The following is an 18,364-nucleotide window of genomic DNA, read 5'->3' as shown; positions in this document are numbered from 1 at the left end:
CGGCGCGGTACTCCGCTCGGCAACGTGAATGTTCATCTGTGGATACCCTGTAACGTAGCGTGGCCTACCAGCGGCGCTCGAACTTCTTGCGCAGGATGACGGCAGTGGCGTTGAGGAAGATCAGGATCGTCAGCAGCACCAGGATCCCCCCGGCGGTCTTCTCGACGAAGGCTTGCTCCGGCTCCCCTGCCCAGGTGAAGACCTGTGCCGGCAGCACGGTGGCGGCCTGGGTGAAGGAGGCGCCCACGTCGGGGATGAAGGCCACCATGCCGACGATGATCAGCGGCGCGGTCTCGCCCATGGCCTGAGCCAGGCCGATGATCGAGCCGGTCATGATGCCGGGCATGGCCAGCGGCAGCACGTGATCACGCACCACCTGCCAGCGCGAGCAGCCGACCCCGAAGGCGGCGTGGCGGATCGAGTCCGGCACGCTGCGCAACGCCGTGCGGGTGGCGATGATGATCACCGGCAGGGTCATCAGGGCCAGCGTCATGCCGCCGACCAGCGGCGAGGAGCGCGGCACGCCGAAGAAGTTGATGAAGATCGCCAGACCCAGCAGGCCGAACAGGATCGAGGGGATCGCGGCCAGGTTATTGATGTTGATCTCGATGATCTGGGTCAGGCGGTTGTCCGGAGCAAACTCCTCCAGGTAGACCGCCGTCATCACGCCGATGGGAAAAGCGATGGCCAGCGTCACCAGCATGGTCATCACCGTACCCACCGCAGCGGAGAGGATGCCCGAGGCTTCCGGCATCTTGGAGTCACCGCTGGTAAAGAAGGTGGTGTTGAACTTGAGGGCCGCCCTACCCTGCTCCACCAGGGCATCGACGGTGGCCTGCTGGGATTCACTCAGCTTGTGACGATGCCCCTTGAGGTACTGATCCACCTCACTATCGGCAAGCACCCAGCGGGTCTCGCTGGTGCCCAGCAGCTCCGGATTGTCGCGCATCCGTACCGGGATCAAGCGCTCGAAGGTTCGGCTGACCAGGCGCGACACCTCGGGGTCCAGGGCGGCACGCCCCATGCGCTGGGCGTCTTCGTTGTAGTCGATCTCCACCTGGACCTGCGCCTGCTGAAAGGCCGGCAGGCCCTTGGAGAGCATGTCGGCGAAGAACAGCACCAGGAACAGGCCGGCGAGACCCAGCGCGCCCATGGAGATCCACTTCAGGCGCGCGGAGTTGCGGTGACGGCGCTTGAGCTGGGCGCTGATGTCGTCGAAGGATTGACTCATGTCGGCGATTCCTCGGCGTTACAGGTTGTTGACGCGATACTTCTCGCGGAAGCGGCGGATCATGAGCACCGACACCAGGTTCAGGCTCAAGGTGACGGCGAACAGCACCAGGCCCAGGGCGAAGGCGGAGAGCGTCTCGGCACTCTCGAACTCCAGGTCCCCTGTCAGCGCTGCGACGATACGCACCGTCACCGTAGTCATGTCCTCCAGCGGGTTGGCGGTGAGGTTGGGCCGCATGCCCGCCGCCATCACCACGATCATGGTCTCGCCTAGCGCCCGGGAGACCGCCAGCAGCGAGGCGGAGATGATCCCCGGCAGGGCCGCCGGGATCACCACGTCGCGGATGGTCTCGCCTTTGGTCATGCCCAGCGCCAGCGAGCCCTGGCGCATGCTGTCCGGTACCGCATTGATCACGTCGTCGGAGAGCGACGAGATGAAGGGGATGATCATGATGCCCATCACGATCCCCGGTGCCACGGCATTGTTGAAGGAGGCGTCCAGACCAAAGAAGCCGGCCACATCGACGATGATCGGCGCCACCGTGATGGCGGCGAAGAAGCCATAGACTACGGTGGGAACACCGGCCAACACCTCGAGAGTGGGCTTGGCCAGGGTGCGCACGCGAGCGGGGGCGAACTCGGCCATGTAGATGGCGGCGAGCAGGCCGATGGGTATCGCCACCAGCATCGCCACGGCGGTGATCATGAAGGTGCCGGCGAACAGCGGCACCGAGCCGAACTGGGCGGCACTGGCGCCCTCGTCGGCCCGCCCGGCGGCGGCCAGGAAGCTGGCGCCGGGGTTCCAGACGGTGCCGGTGATGAAGTCCCAGAAGCTGTGCATCTGGAAGAACCGCAGCGCCTCGAAGACGATGGAGAAGAGGATGCCGAAGGTGGTGAAGATCGAGATCAGTGCCGCGGTGACCAGGACCCAGCGAATCACCCGTTCGATGGCCTGGCGAGCGTGGAAGTCAGGCTTCACCTGGCTCATCCCCACCATCAGGCCAATGGCCGCGATCACCAGGCTGCCTGCCAGCAGGTAGAGCGTGGGAATATCGGCGCCCAGCAGCAGCATCAGGAAGGCCCCGATGGCGCCCACGGTGATCGCCGGACCGGCAGTGGCGAGGACGGCAAACCAGGCGTACTGGTCGGGCTGGGCGTACATGGCCGTGCCGGTGGCGCGCACCCGCGCGGCCTTGGCCCGGCCCAGGAAGAAGGCTATCAGACCCAGCAGCAGCAGGACGCCGCTGAACATGGCGAGGAGTTGGTTGGTCTGCATAGGTCTCTCTCGGTGGATAACGACGGCAGCGTGCCTGCCGGAACGTGCGACGGCCGGCAGCCGTGGGCTGCCGGCCGGATCAGGCGTCCTTGCCTACTCGGATGTTACTTGAGGTCGCTGACCGCGAGCTGCGCGCGGTTCTCGACCTTTTCACGGGTCTGCTCGCGCTCGGCTTCCGGCAGCGGAATCAGGCCCAGGTCACCGAGGTAGCCACCCTCGCCGATCATGGTCTCGGAGACGAACATGTCGACGTAGTCGTACAGCGGCGGCACGGCCTCGGCGTGCTGGTTCTTGACATAGAACCAAAGCGAACGGGCGATCGGGTAGTCGCCGGCGCTGATCGCCTCGGCCTCCGGTGCCACGCCATCGATGGCCGTACCGACCAGCGTATTGGGGTTCTCGACCAGGAAGGAGTAGCCGAAGATGCCGAAGGCATCGGTGTCCTCGCTCAGGCGCTGGACGATCAGGTTGTCGTTCTCGCCAGCGTCGATATAGGCGCCGTCGGAGCGAACTTCGGTATAGGCTTCACCGCCGTAGGCCTCCATTTCTTCAGAAGGCACTTCCATGGCGAGCTCTTCGAAAGCATCGCGGGTCCCCGAGGTGCTGGGCGGGCCGTAGATGGAGATCTCGCGATCCGGCAGGGAGGCGTCGATCTCGCTCCAGTTGGTGTAAGGATTGTCAACCAGCTCGCCGTCGACCGGCACCTTGGCCGCCACGGCCAGGAACAGCTGCTCGAGGGTCAGTTCGATGGCCTCGTTGGTGCTGGACTGGGCGAAGACGATGCCGTCGGAACCGATCTTGACCTCGGTGACATCGGTGACGCCGTTCTCGATGCAGCGCTCCAGCTCGGAGACCTTGATACGACGAGAGGCGTTGGTGATGTCCGGGGTGTCCTCGCCCACGCCATTGCAGAACAGGCGCAGGCCGCCACCGGAGCCGGTGGACTCGATGACCGGAGTAGGATTCTGGGTCACCGCGCCGAACTCCTCGGTCACGTAGCTGGCGAACGGGTAGACGGTACTGGAGCCGACGATGCGGATCTGGTCACGGGCGTGGGCCACAGTAGCTACACCCATGACGGCGGCGGCGATGGCGGTGGTCTTGAGGATGCGGTTCATGGAGCGATCTCCTGTCGAGAAAGGGATTCATCCTTCGCGACACCCACGTTGCCTCAGGAACGTGACAGCTTCATGACAACCCGTGGCGACGACATCATCGCCGCCTCGCCTCCCGCCGGTCGCCGTCAGGAGGCGGAGGTGACCTCCCGGCCGGCGGCGCGCCCCACCAGTCCCCGCAGGGCCAGGTTGCCGGCCAGAGATACCGCCAGCATGGTCAGCACCATGGGCCAGGCGCTGTCGATCTCGAAACCGCTCACCACCACCCCGGCGAGCGCCCCGCAGGTGAACTGAATGCTGCCGAGCAGCGCCGTGGCGGTCGCGCTCATGTGGCTGAAGTGCTCGAGCAGCGAGGCGATGGCGTTGGGCGTGATCAGGCCGACCATGCCCATGAACAGCATGATCAAAGGCACCACGGTGTAAAGCGAGTCCTGCCCGGAAGCCACCAGCAGGGTCAGGCAGAGCGCCACGCCGAGCTGCACGCCGAGGCCGAGACGCATGTTCTGCTGTGGGGTGCGGCGCCGCAGCAGGCGGATGTTCACGCGATTCGAGGCCGCCATGACCACCACGTTGGCGCCGAAGACCACCGGATAGATCGCCGGCGACACGCCGTAGTGGGTGATATAGAGAAACGGCGATGCGGTGATGAAGGCGAACATGCCGGCGAAGGTCGCGGCCACGGCGAGCACATAGCCCATACCTTCGCGGTGGCGCAGCACGCTTCCGTAGTTGCGCAGCACCTGTCGCGGCGAGGCGGTGGGGGCGTCCGGCGCGCGGGTCTCGGGCAGCTTGGTGCCCATCAGCCAGAGCAGGAAGGCCGCATAGACCGCCAGGAAGACGAAGATCAGCCACCAGTCGGCAAGATAGAGCAGCCCGCTGCCCACGGCCGGGGCCGCCAGCGGCGCCAGCATCATGATCATCGCCATGGTCGACATCACCTTGGCGGCCTCACGGCCCTGGAAGCAGTCGCGCACGATGGCCGCGGAGTTGACCACGCAGGCCCCACCGCCCAGCGCCTGCACCAGGCGCCAGGCGAGCAGCTCGCCGAGGCTGCCCACCGTGGTCAGCATCAGGCTCGCCAGCAGGAAGATCACCAGGCCCGAGAGCAGCACAGGCTTGCGGCCCAGCCGGTCGGAGAGCGGGCCACCCGTGAGCTGGCCGAGGGCGAAGCCGGCCAGGAAGGTGCTGATCGACAGCTCGGTATGGTGGATGCTCGCGCCCACGGCCTCGGCCAGCGCCGGCATGGCGGGCAGATAGGCATCGATGGCGAAGGGAGCCAGGGCGGTGTTGGCGGCGACCAGCAGGGCCACACGCCGGGAATTCAGGGTCAACAAGGCGCCTCCCACAGGGCTCTTGGCAGAATCGCGGCAAAAGATAGTGGGCTAATGATACCCCAAAATTCACTCGCTGGCCCGGCCGCCTATTTTCCTCCAGGCTGCCTTGCTAGAGTGGATGCCATGACAACCGGAGGGATCCCACCATGGCAGACGACCTGCTTTCACAACTCAAGACCATGACCACCGTGGTGGCCGACACCGGCGATCTCGAGGCGATTCGTCGCTTCGAACCCACCGACGCCACCACCAATCCCTCGCTGATCCTCCAGGCGGCCCAGCACGAAACGCGCCGGACTCGGCTGGCCGAGATCGCCCGCCATGCCACCGATATCGACGATGCCCTGGACACCGTGGCCGTCGAGATCGGCAGCGAGATCAGCGCCCTGGTGCCCGGCTACGTCTCCACCGAGGTCAGCGCGCGGCTCTCCTTCGACACCGACGCCACCCTGGCCCGGGCCCGGGCGCTGATCGAGCGCTACGGCCGCCACGGGGTCGGCCCCGAGCGGATCCTGATCAAGGTCGCGGCGACCTGGGAGGGGGTTCGCGCCGCGCGGATCCTCGAGCGCGAGGGCATCCACACCAACCTGACCCTGCTCTTCAGCTTCGCCCAGGCCCGCGCCTGCGCGGACGCCGGCGCGACCCTGGTCTCGCCCTTCGTCGGCCGGATCCTCGACTGGCACAAGGCACAGGAACCCGAGGCCGACTTCACGGGCGACCGCGATCCGGGCGTCCAGTCGGTCAAGCGCATCTACGAGCACTTCAAGGGCCACGGCTATGAGACCATCGTCATGGGCGCCAGCTTCCGCAATAGCGGCGAGATCCTCGCCCTGTCGGGCTGCGACCGGCTGACCATCTCTCCCCAGCTACTGGAGGAGCTGGCCGGTACCGAGGCGCCGCTGACGCGTCGACTCACGCCGCTGGACGCCGAGACTCGCGCGCCGGAGCCTCAGGACGAGGCCGAGTTCCGCTGGGAGATGAATGAGGACGCCATGGCCACCGAGAAGCTCGCCGAGGGCATCCGCAAGTTCATGGCCGACCAGCGCAAGCTGGAGACGCTGCTGGGAGAGCTCAGGAAGGGGTGAGGCAGACAGACGGCCCCGACGGGAGCCCGCCTAGGGGCCGTGGGAGGCGGCCTGCTGGGCCTCGAGCATCTCCACCAGCGGCTGGAACTCCTCGCGGTTATGCTCGTTGAGGCGCATCAGGATGCGATGCGCCTCGAGCACCCGCTGGCGAGTCTCCTCCACGTCAGTGGGAATCTCGGGCAGGTCGTGAAGGTCACGCGTCTCGGTGATCGGCGATTCCACCAGGGTGAAGATGCGCGAGAATCCCATGACATCGAGCATCCGCTGGACATCGGGATTGTCGGCGATGATGGTCGGCGGCTCGCTGACGCGCCCCTGCACCGCCATGGCCACCTTGGCGAGAAAGCCCAGGGCGGTGGAATCCACGTTGGTGGTGTCTCTCAGGTCGATGATCAGCGTCTCGAGTCCGGGCGTCTCGGCGAGCTGCCGGGCCTGGCGGTCCAGGGTCGCGCACAGGGTCAGGCGCACGTCCCCGCACAGCTTGAGGACGAAGACCCCCGATGCAAACGCTGCCTTGATGCGGCCCTCATGATTTATCATTGCCAAATCCGCTCAACACCATGATCGTCAGGTCGTCTGGCAGCTCCTCATGACCCGGCGCGCTCTGGGCGACGACTTCATCATCGTCGGCCAGATGCCCCAGCGCAAGGCTGCCACGTAGGTCCTCCAGCGTCGTGCTGGCCAGTACCCGTCGCTCGAGTTCCCTGAGCCGCCCCTCCAGGGTGTCCCCCGGTAGACACTCCAGTATGCCATCCGAACAGAGCCACAGCCGAAAGTTCTCCGGCAGCGGACAGCCCAGGCTCGGATAGTCGACCCCGGGGAAGAGGCCGACCGGCATGCCCTCGCCGGGCAGCGCCTGCACCTCGCCGTCGGCCACCAGCAACGGCATGGGCAGCTGCGCGCCGAGCGAATAGTGGAGATAACGGTGCCGGTGGTCAATCACCCCGACGAACAGGGTCGCGTGCTTGCCGATGCCGGCATCCAGCAGCTCGCGGTTGAGCGCCGCCAGCCAGCGCGGCGCCAGCCGCTCGGGGTGCTCTCCGTCCCACTCCTGCTGCCAGCGATTGGAGAGGTATTTCAGCAGCACGGTGACGAAAGCCGAGGACGCGCCGTGGCCGGAGACGTCGGCGAAGTAGAACAGGCTGTAGCGCTCGTCGAAGGCCTGGAAGTCGAGAAAGTCGCCGGAGAGATAGAGCGAGGGCGCCAGCCAGTAGTCAAAGCTCACGTCCTGCAGGGTCTGGGGCCTGGGCGGCAGCAGCTTGCGCTGTATCTGCCCGCCCGCCTGCTGGTCGAGACGCAGCATCGCCAGGTGGGTCTCCAGGCTCTCGTTGAGCTCCTCGAGATTCGCGTTGAGATGGGCCAGCCGGGCCCGGTCGCGTTCACGATCGGCGGCCAGCCGATGCACCTCGATGGCCTTGACGATCATGCGCCGCAGCAGCGAGCCGTGGCGCAGCGGATCGACGATGTAATCCACCAGGCCCGCCTCCACCGCCTTCAGCAGGTCGGCATCCTGACGATCGTCGCTGACCACCAGGGTCGGCAGCCGCTCGGCCAGGCGCTCCCAATCGGCGCGCGACACCGCCCGCGCATGGGCGACGATCAGCGCCGTCTCGGGCGGCAGCTCCTCGATGCCGGAGGCGGCATACACCGCCAGGTCATCACGGGCGATGGTCTGGGCCAGGGCGTCACGCTCCGACCCAGGAACGTCGATCACGCCGATCAGTTGCTTGGCTGGTGGCATGCGGTCATGGCCTCATTCGGCGAAGGCGTCGTCGAAGTCCGCATCATCGAAGTCGAACTCGTCGCTGGCGAAGGGATCCTCGCCCAGCTGCCCGTCGTTGACCTCGAAGCGACGCTGCTGAAGGTAGGCATCGCGGATGAAGCTGTAGCGATCGCCGCTGATCAGCGCCTCCTGATCGAGCAGCCCGGCCCGGGTATCTATCACCCTAAGCGCGGTCAGGCTTAGACGCACCTTATCCTCTTCCACGTAGGTGGTCGGATAGGTGGCCATGTCCACGGGCAGGCCGCCGGTGTCGCGCAGGGTGCTCGGCCCCAGCAGCGGCAGCACCAGATAGCGGGACTCTTCCCACCCCCAGGCGCCCAGGGTCTGACCGAAGTCCTCCTCGCGGCCGGTGATCTCCATCCGCGTGGCAACGTCGAAGAGCCCGCCGATGCCGACGGTGGTGTTGATCAGGAAACGGCCGGTGGCCACGCCTGCGTTGGCGCCCTTGCCCTGCAGCAGGCTATTCAGGGTGGTGCGGATCTCGCCCAGGTTGGAGAAGAAGTTGCCCACGCTCGTCTCCACCGGGTCCGGGGTGATGAAGCGATAGCCCTGGGCCGCCGGCTTGAGCGCGTAGCGGTCGACCACGTCGTTGAAGGCGAACACCTTGCGGTTGAAACCCTCCCAGGGGTCGTCGGGATGGCGCTCACGCATCTCGCCGCTGCTGGCGCAGCCCGCGAGCAGTGCCAGGGACATCACCAGGGCGCCACGCCCCGCCCACTGAGTCATCGCCCCGGTCATCACCCCTGACATCATCCCTTTCCTCTCACATCCATTCATCGGGCGCTATCGCCTCCCTGCGGTTACTGTCTTGACGCTCATTGGCGACGCACCACCACGCTGCCGGCACTGTAGCCCGCGCCGAAGGAACAGACCACCCCGAGCGCGCCGGGCGAGAGGTCATGACGATGCAGATGGAAGGCAATGATCGAGCCGGCCGAGCTGGTATTGGCGTAGCGATCGAGGATGATCGGCGCCTGTTCGGCGTCCGGCGCGTGACCCAGCACGCGCCGGGCGATGAGGTCGTTCATGTGGCGGTTGGCCTGATGCAGCCACAGGCGGGCCAGGTCATCGCCGGCGAGCTCCAGGCTCGCCAGGTGATCGGTGATCAACGCCGCCACCAGCGGGCAGACCTCCTTGAACACCCGCCGCCCCTCCTGCACGAAGAGCCGATCGGTGGCCAGCGGGTCGCTGTCGGTGACGCGATCGAGGAAGCCGGCGTTATTGCGAATAGCGTTGGAGAAGCGCGTGGTGAGCCGGGTGCCGAGGATCTCGAAACGCGACTCGGCGCTGGCCACCTCATCGCTCTCCAGCACCAGGGCGGTACAGGCATCGCCGAAGATGAAGTGGCTATCGCGGTCGCGGAAGTTGAGGTGGGCCGAACAGATCTCGGGATTGACCACCAGGGCGCGCCGAATACTGCCGGCGCGGATGGCGTTGGCGGCGGTCTCGATGGCGAAGGTCGCCGAGCTGCAGGCCACGTTCATGTCGAAGGCGTAACCGCCGGCGCCCAGCGCCGCCTGCAACTCCACCGCCACCGCCGGGTAGGGGCGTTCCAGGTTGGAACAGGCCACGATCACCAGGTCGATATCCCCGGCCGCCACCCCCGCCGCGTCCAGCGCCTGGTGGGCCGCGGTCAGGCCCATCTCGCACTGGATGGAAGGCTCGTCATTGCCGCGCGGGGAGAGTCGCGGGCGCATGCGCTCGGGATCGAGGATCCCCTCGGCGTCCATCACGTAGCGGCTGTGGATGCCCGAGGCCTTGACGATGAAATCGCTGCTCGAGTGGGCCAGGGGTTCCTCGACGCCCGCCTCGGCGCGACGCGCGTTCTCCGCGTCCACCCAGGCATTGAACGAGGCCACCAGGTCCGCATTATCGATGGCATGGGGCGGCGTGAAGAGCCCCGTGCCGGTGATCACTGCATGGGTCATGCGCTTCTCCCTGTGAGTTCGGCCCAGCGTTTCTCGAGGCGTTTGGTCGATACCGGGAAGCGGGTGCCCAGCTGCTGGGCGAAGAGCGAGACACGCAGCTCCTCGATCCACCAGCCGAACTCCACCAGCGCCGGGTCCTCCACCCCACCGCGCCGCTCGCTCTCGCGGCGAGCCGCCAGGCGGGCCTCGAAGTCCTGGATCTCCTGCATGTGCATCTGGTCGCGCATGCGCTCCCGCGGCGCCTTTTCCAGGCGGATCAGCGCCGCCTCCATGTAGCGAGGATACTCCTCGAGCCACGCGCCGGCCTCGCTGACGAAACCGGGGTGAACCAGGCGCTGCATCTGGGCCTTGAGGTCACTGTACACCAGCGCCAGGGCGAGGTTGAGGTTGCCCTTCAGCGCCTTGGTCACCGCCAGGTGGCCCTGGAGTGCCCGCTCCAGGGTCGCCACCAGCGCTTCGGCCCGGGGCAGCAGGGCATCGCCGGTGGCCTCGAGCCGCGCCGACAGCTCGCCTTGAGAGCGCGGCAGCGGATCGGTGGCCACCCCCTGGCGGAAGACCGCCGCCACCACGTCCTCGATGAGCACGCGTTTGCCGCCCACCTTGGCAAACAGCAGCGCGCAGGTCGACAGTCCCTTGAGCCGCTCGATGGCGCGTGCCTGATCGGGCAGCCGCGCCATGGCGGCCTGCACCACACCGGCGCGATGGGCCTCACGCGCCTTGTCGGGATGATCGAACAGCTCGACCCGGAAGGCCTCCTTGCTCGGCACCAGGGCGGGATAGGCCTCCACCCGGATGCCGGCCTGGGTGGTGACTCGGGACTCGGGCAGCGGCGTCTCGGGCAGGGCGGCAAGCTCGCCCTCGTCGCTGGCCTGCTCGGCCAGGGCCCGGGCGCCCTCCCCCGCGGCCGCCTCGAAGCGGCGCTCCAGCTCGCGCGCATCGCGGCCCTGGCCCAGGGGCTCGCCGCGATGATCGACCACCCGCAGGTTCATCACCAGGTGGGGCTCGAGAGCCTCGAGGGTCCAGTCGTCGGGGTGCAGGCGCACGCCGGTCTTGCGGCGCAGGAACTCGCCCAGCGCCTCGGTGAGCGGGACGTCGTCCGGCGTCATCGCCTCCAGGGCGGCATCCACCCAGTCGGGAATCGGCACCACCTGTCGACGGATCGCCTTGGGCAGCGACTTCATCAGGGCGATGCACTTCTCGCGCAACAGCCCCGGCACCAGCCACTCCAGCCGCGCCAGGGGCAGCTGGGGCAGCATGGCGGCCGGCACGGTCAGCGTCACGCCGTCGTCGGCGGCGCCGGGCTCGAAATGGTAGGTGAGCGGATAGCGCACCCCGTTGAGCGTGAGCGCGTCGGGATACTCGGCCTGGGTGACCTCCCCGGCCTCGCGGGCCAGCAGGGCCGCCCGGTCGAACTTGAGGATGCCGGGGTCCTCGGCCTCGGCCTTCTTGCGCCAGGCCTCGAAGCCCTTGCCGTTGACGATATCGGTGGGAATCCGCTCGTCGTAGAAGGCGAACAGGGTCTCCTCGTCGACCAGGATGTCGCGCTTGCGGGCGCGATCCTCCAGATCCTCGACCTCCTCCACCAGCGCCCGGTTGTGGGCGAAGAAATCGCCGCGGGTCTTGAACTCCCCCTCGACCAGGGCGCGGCGGATGAACAGCTCCCGGGACGCCGCCGGGTCGATCGGGCCGAAGTTGACCTTGCGCCCGGTAACGATGGGCAGCCCGAACAGCGTGACCTGCTCGGTGGCCACCACCTGGGCGCGCTTCATCTCCCAGTGGGGCTCGGCGTAGGAGCGCTTCACCAGGTGGCCGGCCAGCGGCTCGATCCACTGGGGCTCGATCTTCGCCGCGGTGCGGGCGAAGAGCTTGGTCGTCTCCACCAGTTCGAACGCCATCAGCCACTTGGGCGACTTCTTGGCGAGCCCCGAGCCCGGATGGACGACGAACTTGCGGTTGCGCGCCCCCAGGTACTCGCGGTTCTCGGTGAGCAGGCCGATATTCGAGAGCAGCCCGGTGAGCAGCGCCTTGTGCAGGGACACCGCGCGCTCCCGGCGGGCCTCGCGGCGCGTCTTGTCATCCTCGCCCGGCTTTTCGTCAGCCTCCTCGACCGGCGCCGGAGGCGGCGGCACCTCGATCTCCATGTCGCGCAGCAGCTGACGCAGTTGACGGAAGGTGTCGTGCCATTCGCGCAGGCGCAGGTAGTTGAGGTAGTGATCCTTGCACCAGCGGCGCAGCCGGTTGCCGGAGAGCTCCTCCCGGGCGGCCTCGAAGCCGTGCCAGAGGTTGAGCAGCGCGACGAAATCGGAGTCCGGATCGTGCCAGCGGCGATGGGCCTGGTCGGCGGCCTGGCGCTTGTCGGCCGGGCGGTCGCGGGGATCCTGGACCGCCAGGCCGGCGACCACGACCAGCACCTCGCGCAGCCCCCCCTGCTCGGCGCCGGCCAGCACCATGCGGGCCAGGCGCGGATCGATGGGCAGCCGGGCCAGCTTGCGCCCCAGCGGGGTCAGGCGGTTGCCCGCATCCACCGCGCCCAGCTCGAAGAGCAGCCGGAAGCCGTCGGTGATGAAGCGCGAGTCCGGCGGGTCGACGAAGGGGAAGGCCGCGATGTCGCCGAGCTTGAGCGAGAGCATCGAGAGAATCACCGAGGCCAGGTTGGTGCGGCGAATCTCGGGGTCGGTGAACTCGGGTCGGGCGAGGAAGTCCTCCTCATCAAAGAGGCGGATGCAGACGCCCTCGGCCACGCGGCCACAGCGTCCCTTGCGCTGGTTGGCGCTGGCCTGGCTGACCGGCTCCACCGGCAGGCGCTGGATCTTGGCCTTGTAGCTGTAGCGGCTGATGCGCACCAGGCCGGGGTCGATGACGTAGCGGATGCCCGGCACCGTCAACGAGGTCTCGGCGACGTTGGTGGAGAGCACGATGCGCCGCCCGGCGTGGGAGGCGAAGACGCGATTCTGCTCGGCGTTGGAGAGCCGAGCATAGAGCGGCAGGATCTCGGTGCCGCGCAGATCGGCCCGGCGCAGGGTGTCGGCGGTCTCGCGGATCTCGCGCTCGCCGGGCAGGAACACCAGGATGTCGCGCGGCCCGTGGAACCAGGCCTTCTCGCGCTCGACCCGCTCGATCTCCTCCACGGCGTGCAGGATGCCCTCCTGCAGGGTGCGGTCCTCCTCGTCGTCGTCATCGCGCACCAGGGGCCGATAGCGCACCTCCACCGGGTAGGTGCGCCCGGAGACCTCGACCACCGGTGCCGGCACGTCGTGGCCTTCTGCGTCGCGACGGCCGAAGTGCGCGGCGAAGCGCTCGACGTCGATGGTCGCCGAGGTGATGATCACCTTGAGATCGGGACGCCGCGCCGTGAGGCGCTTGAGGTAGCCGAGCAGGAAGTCGATGTTGAGGCTGCGTTCGTGCGCCTCGTCGATGATGATCGCCTCGTAGCGGCTGAGGTCGGGGTCGTGGCGGGTCTCGGCCAGCAGGATGCCGTCGGTCATCAGCTTGACCAGGGTCGCGTCGCTGCTCTGGTCGGTGAAGCGCACCTGGTAGCCGACCTGCTCGCCCAGCGGCACCGCGAGCTCCTCGGCCAGGCGCGTGGCCACCGAGCGCGCCGCCAGGCGCCGCGGCTGGGTGTGGCCGATCAGCCCGCGCCGCCCCAGGCCCAGCTCCAGGCAGAGCTTGGGCAGCTGGGTGGTCTTGCCCGAACCGGTCTCGCCGGCCACCACCACCACCTGGTGCTCCTCGAGGGCGGCGAGGATGTCCTCGCGGCGCTCCGCCACCGGCAGCGACGCCGGATAGTCGAGGGTGACCGGGCGCGCCCGACGCCGCTCGACGAGGCCGCGCGAGCGCTCCACGCCGCGGCGGACCTCGGCGAGCCCGCGGTCCACGGGCTTGCCTTCCTTCAGGCGGCGGCGCAGGCCGCGCAGGCGTTTCTCGAAGCCGACGACGTCACGGCGCATGACGTCGTCGAGGTCACGGGTCAGGGCGTCAAGCTCGGCGGCATCCTCGGCCTTCGCGGCGGGGGGCTGGCGGGTCTCGGTGGTCACGGTATCGACGGTCGGCTCCGGGTCACGGTCAGCGAAAAGTGGCCCGCCCGGGACTCCCGGTGCGGGCCTGCATTATAACGTCGCGGCCTCGACCGCGCCTAATCGGGACCCTCGACCTCAGGTCGCAACGCCAGCAGCCTCACGCCCCGGCGCCCTCCTGCTCCTCGTCGCGCAGCTGGCGGCGCAGCACTTTTCCCACGTTCGTCTTGGGCAGCTCGTCACGAAACTCCACGAATCTCGGCACCTTGTAGCCGGCGAGCTCCTTCTTGCACCAGGCCCGCAGGGTCTCGGCATCCAGCCCCTCGTCGCGGGACACCACGAACAGCTTGATGGCCTCGCCGCTGGCCTCGTCCGGCACGCCCACGGCCGCCGACTCCACCACCCCCGGATGGGCCGCCACGACGTCCTCGATCTCGTTGGGATACACGTTGAAGCCCGACACCAGGATCATGTCCTTCTTGCGATCGACGATGCGGATATAGCCATCCGACTGGAGCACGGCGATGTCGCCGGTGTGAAACCATCCCTGATCGTCGATCGACTGCGCGGTCTCGTCGTCGCGGCGCCAGTAGCCCTTCATCACCTGTGGGCCCCTCACGCAGAGCTCCCCCGCGGTGTCATGGGGCGCGTCTCGGCCATCGGCGTCCAGCACCTTCACCTCGGTGCCCGCCACCGGCTTGCCGATGGTGCCTAGCTGGATGGCATCCACGGGATTGAAGCTGACGATGGGTGAGGTCTCGGTCAGGCCGTAGCCCTCGGCCACCTGACAGCCGGTCACCTCCTCCCAGCGATTCGCCGAGGCGCGCGTGAGGGCCATGCCGCCGGAGATGGTCAGGTGCAGCCGCGAGAAGTCGAGCTGGCGAAAGTCCTCGCGGTTGCACAGGGCATTGAACAGGGTGTTGAGCCCGATGAAACCGGTGAAGCTCACCTTCTTGAGGGTCTTGACGAAGCCGTCCAGATCGCGGGGGTTGGGGATCAGCACCGAGTGGTTGCCGGTCTCCATCATGAACAAGCAATTCACCGTGAAGGTGTAGATGTGGTAGACGGGCAGCGGCGCGATGATGGTCTCGACGCCCTCGCCAAGGGCCGGCCCGATCGCCTGGCGCGCCTGCAGCATGTTGGCCACCAGGTTGCGATGGGTCAGCATGGCGCCCTTGGCGAGTCCCGTGGTGCCGCCGGTGTACTGCAGGGCGGCGATATCGTCGGGCTCGCGGCTCACCTCACGGTGCGGATGCCGGGACCCGGTCGCGAGAGCCCGGCGAAACGGCGTGGCACCGGGCAGCGAGAAGGCCGGCACCAGCTTCTTGACGTACTTGACCACGCTGTTGATCAGCGGGCGCTTGGGGAAGGGGTGCAGGTCGCCAAGCTCGGTCACCACCACCTGCTCGATGTCGGTGCGCTCGAGGATGCTCTCGAGCTTGGCGGCCATGTTAGCCAGGATGACGATGGCGCGGACCCCGGAATCCTTGAACTGATGGGCCATCTCGCGCTCGGTGTAGAGCGGATTGGTGTTGACCACCACCAGGCCGGCCCGCAGGGCGCCAAACACCGCCACCGGAAACTGCAGCACGTTGGGCAACTGGATGGCGATGCGATCCCCGGGCTCAAGGGGCGTCTCCTGCTGCAACCAGGCTGCGAAGTGGCCGGAGAGACGGTCGAGCTCGGCATAGCTCAGCACCCGGCCCATGCAGCTGAAGGCCGGCTTGTCGCCGAAGCGCGCCACCGAGGCGTGGAAGACCTCCATCACCGAGGCGTAGTCGTCGAGTTTCTCGAGGGGCTGGCCGGTCAGGATAGCGGGCGTGGCGTTCTCGCTCATGGGCTGTCTCCATACTGCGGCCAATGTCGGTATCGGCCTTATTGTTATCCACGCGAGGGGTTATCCACACGCGGTGATGTTAGCAGGCACTTTATAACAGCGGCTCGACGGCTGTAAAACGAGCGATTGAAACTTACGTTTTATAGCGTGCTTGAATCACCCCACCCTGCCACACCAGCAACTCGCCCGGCATCATGCGCACCCACTCCTCGTTGTCGGTTAGCGGTTCTGTGGCGATCACCGAGACCACGTCGTTGGCGGTGGTGTGCTCGGCGAAGTTGACCGTCAACTCGGCATCCGAGAGGCTCGCCCGCCCGAAGGGCGCCCGGCGGGTGATATGCGCCAGCTTGGTGGAGCAGAAGGTGTAGAGATAGTCGCCATCGGCCAGCAGCAGATTGAACACCCCCAAGCCACGCAGCCGCTCGCAGAGTCCGTGCAGCGCTCTCCAGAAGGCCTCGCGCTGCCGATCGTCGGCGGGCGGCTCGGGGAAGGCGCCGCGCAGCTCGCCGAGCAGCCAGCAGAAGGCGTGCTCGCTATCGGTACCGCCTACCGGACGGTAGAAGGTGTGCGGCAGGGCCTGCCAGTCGGCCAGCTGGCCGTTGTGGGCGTAGCACCAGGGACGCCCCCACATCTCGCGCACGAAGGGGTGCGTGTTGGCCAGGCGCACCTGGCCGACGTTGGCCTGGCGGATATGGCTGATGACGATGTTCGACTTGATCGGGTAGTCGCAGATCAGCCGCGCGATGGGCGAGTGCACCGAGGGATGCGGGTCGCGAAAATCGCGGTAGCCGCCCTCTTCGTAGAAGGCGATGCCCCAGCCGTCGCGATGTGGTCCGGTCCCGCCGCCCCGGTGCAGGAAGCCGGTGAAGCTGAAGCAGATATCCGTGGGCACATTGGCACTCATGCCCAGAAGCTCACACATGGGGTTCCTCCCGGCGTGGGGGACGCCGCGTCTGGCGGCGCCGAATCAGGGGTATAACCACCAGCAGCAGGACGAGCGCCACCAGCGCGCCCCAAAGGCGCGGATCGCGATGGTGCTCGTGCCAGAGGCGTTCGAGGCCCGGCCACCCCGCCTGCCACAGCGACCGGGCCGTCTCCGGAAGACGATTGACCCACTCGACGAAGCGGTCGGCGACGGGCGGGGTGTCGGCCTCGGGCGGCGGCGTAGTGTCGTCCCCGCGCGGGTCGTCGAAGGTCTCGGTGGCAAGCGTCGGACCGGCCACGTCGGCAAGCCCAATGCCGAGGCGGCCATCGGGATAAAGCACCAGACGTGGCAGGGACAGCGTCTGGCGCTCGCCCTCGAGTTCGACGGTGGCCTCCAGCAGCAGCGGCAGGGAAAGCGATGGGTCAAGCTCGGGCAGCGAGAGGTGCCAGCGCGTCTCCTCCACCGCCTCGGCCTCGAGGCGCACGCCCTGCAGCTCGCCGTGGATCTCGGTATTGTCGCGATTGAGGGCCGGATGCTCCGCGGCCAGCACCACCCGACCGGCCCGAAGACGATGGACAGCCCCGATGGCCGGCAGCACGTTCACTGCCTGCGAGCGTTGTCGCTTAAACGTCTCGCTCTCGGCACGGATCACTAGGCGGGCGTTGCCGGTCAGCGCCGGCGCGGGCAGGCGCCCGCGATAGCGACCCGCCTCGGGCTCGAGCATGACCCGGGACTGCACCTTGCCCTGGGCATCCTGCAGCGACACGGAGAGCGTCAGGTCCTCGCCGCCCTCGAAGGGACCGACGTCGTGGGTGATCCACGCCTCCACGGGGACATCGAAGCCGCGATAGAGGGTGGTCGGCAGCTCAGCGGTGCGCAGGTGCAGCGGGGAAGCGACGTTGACGCGACTCTCCTCACCCACGGCGCCGTCCAGGCCCCACTCGCCGACCTGGGGGTCCGGCACCCGGATCAGGTCGAAGCGCGGCTCTACCTGCCAGCGGATGTCATCGGGCGCGTCCTCGGCCCGGTAGCGCGTGCCATCCGGGGCGACCAGGGCCAGGGGGCCGTCGTCGGGCTCATGGAAGATCAGCGCCGAGAAGGTCTCCACGCCATCGTCGATGACGAAGCGCCCCTCGTCCAGGGGGACCTGGTCGGCGGGGAAGATACGCTCGATGATGTCCAAAAAAGCACCCAGCAGGCCCTCGGGGCTCTCTGCCAGCGCCGCCAGCCCGCCGGTGGACTGCGCCAGGCGCTCCACCAGGGCCAGGTCGGCCTCGCCGGAGAAGGCGATGGCGTGGACCGCCACGCCCTGAGCGGCGAGTTCCGCAGCCCGTTCCTCGACCAGCCGGCGCCGCGAGGCACGATCGATCTCAGGCTTGGGACCCCGGCCGGGCGCCAGGTCGATCATGCCGTCGGTGAGCAGTACCAGGTGGCGCCAGCCGTTGGCCTCGGTGCTTGCCGCCGCGTTTAGTGCGGCTTCTATATCGGTGTGCTGCTGATAGGCCTGCAGCGCCGGGGGCAGGGCCAGGGCCTGTTCGCGCCAGGCCGCATCTACCTCGCCCAGCGGCAGGGGATTGTCGACCGTCTCGCCGAAGGTCCATACGCCCGCCCGGGCACCGCTTGGCAGCAGGGCCACCAGCAGGTCTAGTGCGCTGACGGCGAGCCGCTCGGGGTCGTTGTCCCGCATGCTACCGGAGACATCGACCACCACCCGGACGTCGGGGCGCTCCGCATGTGGCTGGGCCCAGAGCGGACCGGCCCACAGCCACAGGGCCATGCCCGCGGCCAGCACCCGGGGCAGCCAGCCGATGCGTTCCTTGCCATACCCACTCATCGGA

General features: G+C 67.8%; 13 protein-coding genes. 1 reads left to right on the top strand and 12 read right to left on the bottom strand.

Features of this window, described 5'->3' with window-relative positions; all coding sequences use genetic code 11:
• Positions 1-64: 64 nt before the first annotated feature.
• From pstA to BM388_RS11750, 4 genes are all read right to left on the bottom strand, one after another.
• Positions 65-1,231, bottom strand: a complete 1,167-nt coding sequence (gene pstA, locus BM388_RS11765; RefSeq protein ID WP_089850380.1) for a phosphate ABC transporter permease PstA — start codon at positions 1,229-1,231, stop codon at positions 65-67.
• An 18-nt stretch (positions 1,232-1,249) separates the two neighbouring features.
• Positions 1,250-2,506, bottom strand: coding sequence for a phosphate ABC transporter permease subunit PstC (gene pstC / locus BM388_RS11760; RefSeq protein ID WP_089850378.1), 1,257 nt, complete (start codon positions 2,504-2,506; stop codon positions 1,250-1,252).
• 104 nt (positions 2,507-2,610) lie between these two features.
• Positions 2,611-3,624 (bottom strand): substrate-binding domain-containing protein, encoded by a 1,014-nt coding sequence (locus tag BM388_RS11755; protein ID WP_089850376.1) that lies wholly within the window; start codon positions 3,622-3,624, stop codon positions 2,611-2,613.
• A 125-nt stretch (positions 3,625-3,749) separates the two neighbouring features.
• A complete protein-coding gene (locus tag BM388_RS11750) occupies positions 3,750-4,952 on the bottom strand; it encodes a Bcr/CflA family multidrug efflux MFS transporter (RefSeq protein WP_089850374.1) in 1,203 nt (400 codons plus the stop codon).
• A 149-nt stretch (positions 4,953-5,101) separates the two neighbouring features.
• On the opposite strand from BM388_RS11750, the gene tal reads away from it, so the two are divergent.
• A complete protein-coding gene (gene tal / locus BM388_RS11745) occupies positions 5,102-6,040 on the top strand; it encodes a transaldolase (RefSeq protein ID WP_089850372.1) in 939 nt (312 codons plus the stop codon).
• Positions 6,041-6,070: 30 nt separating this feature from the next.
• Here the strand turns inward: tal and BM388_RS11740 are convergent, their stop codons facing one another.
• The 8 genes from BM388_RS11740 to BM388_RS11705 all read right to left on the bottom strand — a co-directional run bounded on the left by BM388_RS11740 (position 6,071) and on the right by BM388_RS11705 (position 18,360).
• Positions 6,071-6,580 carry an STAS domain-containing protein gene (locus BM388_RS11740; protein WP_089850370.1) on the bottom strand — a complete coding sequence of 170 codons (510 nt, stop codon included), beginning with the start codon at positions 6,578-6,580 and terminating at the stop codon, positions 6,071-6,073.
• Complete coding sequence (locus BM388_RS11735; protein WP_089850368.1) at positions 6,567-7,781, bottom strand: PP2C family protein-serine/threonine phosphatase; 1,215 nt, start codon at positions 7,779-7,781, stop codon at positions 6,567-6,569. The genes BM388_RS11740 and BM388_RS11735 overlap by 14 nt, the downstream gene beginning before the upstream one ends.
• Positions 7,782-7,793: 12 nt before the next feature.
• Complete coding sequence (locus BM388_RS11730) at positions 7,794-8,561, bottom strand: MlaA family lipoprotein (RefSeq protein ID WP_425431927.1); 768 nt, start codon at positions 8,559-8,561, stop codon at positions 7,794-7,796.
• Positions 8,562-8,638: 77 nt separating this feature from the next.
• Complete coding sequence (locus BM388_RS11725) at positions 8,639-9,751, bottom strand: beta-ketoacyl-ACP synthase III (protein ID WP_089850365.1); 1,113 nt, start codon at positions 9,749-9,751, stop codon at positions 8,639-8,641.
• Positions 9,748-13,785 carry an ATP-dependent RNA helicase HrpA gene (gene hrpA, locus BM388_RS11720; RefSeq protein ID WP_089850363.1) on the bottom strand — a complete coding sequence of 1,346 codons (4,038 nt, stop codon included), beginning with the start codon at positions 13,783-13,785 and terminating at the stop codon, positions 9,748-9,750. Before hrpA ends, BM388_RS11725 begins: the two co-directional genes overlap by 4 nt.
• Positions 13,786-13,924: 139 nt before the next feature.
• Positions 13,925-15,601: an AMP-binding protein gene (locus BM388_RS11715; RefSeq protein WP_089850361.1), complete on the bottom strand. Its 1,677-nt coding sequence runs from the start codon at positions 15,599-15,601 to the stop codon at positions 13,925-13,927.
• A 133-nt stretch (positions 15,602-15,734) separates the two neighbouring features.
• Positions 15,735-16,523 carry a class II glutamine amidotransferase gene (locus BM388_RS11710; RefSeq protein WP_089850359.1) on the bottom strand — a complete coding sequence of 263 codons (789 nt, stop codon included), beginning with the start codon at positions 16,521-16,523 and terminating at the stop codon, positions 15,735-15,737.
• A complete protein-coding gene (locus BM388_RS11705) occupies positions 16,516-18,360 on the bottom strand; it encodes a vWA domain-containing protein (protein WP_089850357.1) in 1,845 nt (614 codons plus the stop codon). Before BM388_RS11705 ends, BM388_RS11710 begins: the two co-directional genes overlap by 8 nt.
• Between the last annotated feature and the right edge of the window lie 4 nt (positions 18,361-18,364).

This window comes from Halomonas saccharevitans, assembly GCF_900116405.1.
Lineage (GTDB): Bacteria > Pseudomonadota > Gammaproteobacteria > Pseudomonadales > Halomonadaceae > Halomonas > Halomonas saccharevitans.
The sequence above is the reverse complement of the archived record's forward strand: the minus strand, read 5'-3'. Positions and strand labels throughout refer to the sequence as shown.